At 67.7% G+C, this 2,631-nt stretch carries 3 protein-coding genes; 1 reads left to right on the top strand and 2 read right to left on the bottom strand.

What is annotated here, in order from left to right; genetic code table 11:
• Positions 1-825: PP-loop family protein (locus ACXJJV_RS05915; RefSeq protein WP_456467262.1), on the top strand; the 825-nt coding region annotated here is incomplete at its 5' end.
• Here the strand turns inward: ACXJJV_RS05915 and ACXJJV_RS05920 are convergent.
• Both ACXJJV_RS05920 and ACXJJV_RS05925 read right to left on the bottom strand, forming a co-directional pair.
• Complete coding sequence (locus ACXJJV_RS05920) at positions 742-1,953, bottom strand: hypothetical protein (RefSeq protein ID WP_456467263.1); 1,212 nt, start codon at positions 1,951-1,953, stop codon at positions 742-744. The genes ACXJJV_RS05915 and ACXJJV_RS05920 overlap by 84 nt on opposite strands.
• A gap of 73 nt (positions 1,954-2,026) precedes the next feature.
• A partial coding sequence (locus ACXJJV_RS05925; protein WP_456467264.1) for a hypothetical protein occupies positions 2,027-2,631 on the bottom strand: 605 nt, incomplete at its 5' end.

Genomic DNA, 2,631 nt, shown 5'->3' on the forward strand with positions numbered 1-2,631 from the left:
GGACGCCGGCGCGAGCGGCTGGAGCGGGAAGGCCTCACGATCGTCCGCTCCAGGGCGCTCGAGCGCGCCTCGGCCCGGGCCCACCGCACCATCACCCGGTATGAGCTTTTCGAACCCCGGGAGGAGGTGGCCGTCGGCTTCAGCGGCGGCAAGGACAGCCTCACCTGCCTCCTCGTGCTGGAACCCCTCACCCGACGCCTCGGCCTGCGGCTCCATCCGATACTGGTCGACGTCAGGCTCCACGGACGGTGGCTGTGGGGCCGGGAGGGCCGCCAACGCTGCGAGTCCCTCTGCCGCCGACTCGGCCTGCGGCTGGAGTACGTCCGACCCCGCGAGGACGTGGGCGAGCTGGCCGAGGAGCACGGCGAGTCCCCCTGCCTGATCTGCTCGCTGATCCGCCGGCGCGAGCTCCGGGAACGCTCGGAGAAGATCGTCCTCGCCCACACGCTGGACGACGCCGTGATCACCGCGCTCGCGACGGCGGTCAAGGGAGAGGGGGTGAAACTCCTCCCACCCAAGGAGCGGCTCGAGGGAATGACGTCCCGGTACGTCGACTACGAGTTCCCACCCACGACCCTGGTGCGACCGCTCGCGCGGGTCCCGGAGGACTGGACCACCCGGGCACCCCGGGACGTGGGGCTCGAACCGTTCGACGCGGACTGCCCCTACTCCCGACCCTACGCCACGACCCTGCGGGGACGGGTCGCCCACGGCCTGGAGTGGCTGCGCCTGGAGCTGTCCCTAGACCGGGTGGAGCTGCTGGATCGACTCTGGCGCTCGCTGCGAAAGGACTGCGAGCGCCAGGGCCAGCAGGACGACCGGTAGGGCCGCGCCGGGAACCGTCGCGGAGCTCTTCGGCCCCGGGCTCCCCCCGAACGACACCGAGAGCGTGAACGTGCGCTCGGTCGGAACCTCCACGGCGCCCCCGGACGACTCGTGGGCCAGGACGCGCTCGAACGTCACCGAAAACCCGTCCCCGGGACGGAACGCCGGCTGCCCGTTGATCAGCTCGCTCAGCTTGATCAGCACGATCGCCTCGCCGCCCTTCACGTCCACGAGCAGCGCCTCCAACCTCGCGTTCCTGGCCGTCACGCTCTGCGAGTTCCCGGGCTGAAGGTTGAGGTCGAAGCTGCCCTGACCGACCGTGGACGAGTCGTCGTTGACGGCGTGCGTGGCGGTGAACGAGCCCTTCAGCTCGACCGAGGTCGTGTCGGCCGGGACCGGGAGGAACAGCAGCACCCGAACGTCCGAGGCCAGGATCGGCACGGCCTGATCCAGGAGCTGATCCTTGAAGTACGCCTGGTTACCGCCACCGTCCACCCCCTTGACGGTCCCATCCTCCTCCACCCAGATCTCGGCCACCGACGACTGGAACCGGCAGAGCGGCGGCATCCTCACCGTGATCGAACGCTCGTCCGGAACCCACTCCGAGGCGACGGTGAGAGGCTCCACCTCCAACCACGCGGTCACGCCACTACCCACGCTCACGCTCACCACCTGGATCCCGTCCCTCTTGACGGTCAGAACCGCGTCGACGTCCGCGTAATCCCCGTTCGCGTCGTTCGCGTCCGCACGGAGCTCAATCCGAACGGGTGGGGTGAACTCGCCCTGGTACGGAAGGGACGAGCTCGGGTTCGGTGGGGTGCCGGCGAACAGGACCACGTCCCAGGTGCCGTCCGCACCCTCGTCCACCCGGGACACGATCATCGGGGCGGGCGCGGTCGCACCCTGCTGATCGGTCACCCCTACGTACAGGAGGTACGTGCCCACGCCCGTGACGACGGCGAGCGTGGAGTCGTAGCTCGGCCGCTTCCCGTACGCGTCCAGGTACCGGGGAACGGACTGGTCGGAGACCACGGAGACCCTAACCTTCTTCACCTCGACCCTGCCGGCCAGGGCAGGGGTGGCCAGCAGGGCGAGCGCGACCAGCAGCGTCGTGAGCCTCGCAAGCAACCTGGATCCTCCCCGAGAAACGTAACGAGAACTGCAACGATACTTCGGTTGGGAAACGTAAGAAAAACAAAACTTAAAGGTACCGCCTGAGGGCCGCCAGGGCCGGCGCAGCCAGCGCCGACGCGACGACGGACCTCCAGGCCGTCCGCTCGCGCGGCTCGCAGGGCCCCGGTAGTCGAACCCTTAGCACCGGTCCACCCGCCGAGCGGAGCGCGGCCGGGTCGGACGCGATCGTGAGTCGTACCTCGTTCCAGTACTGGATGGGCACGCCGTTCGGATCGTAGTAATCGCTCGGATAGGCCACCTCAATCCGCGTGTTCGGCGGGACGTTCCTAGGCTGCACCGTCCCACTACCCTGGTTATAATCAGCGCTGTACAGGAGGATGGCATAATAATCCACGTTGTTCACGGTTACGGTGTCCAAAACCTTCACCGCTAGGTACGCCAGTACGTTGCCGTTCTGATCCCTCAGGGCCAGCACGTGCTCCCCCGAGGCCAGCCTGGTGACGTAGTCCGAGGAGGCTATGGTCACCGACCCCCATCGTCCTGTAACCTGTAGGTTTTGTAGGAAGTTGTCGATGTCGGGGTTGCCGTCGTTGTTCACGTCCTTGACGTCGGCGACGGGCACGTAGTCGACGACGACCAGCGGCATGCCGAAGTCGCCCGAGTCCGGATCCA

Source organism: Methanopyrus sp. (assembly GCF_053997775.1).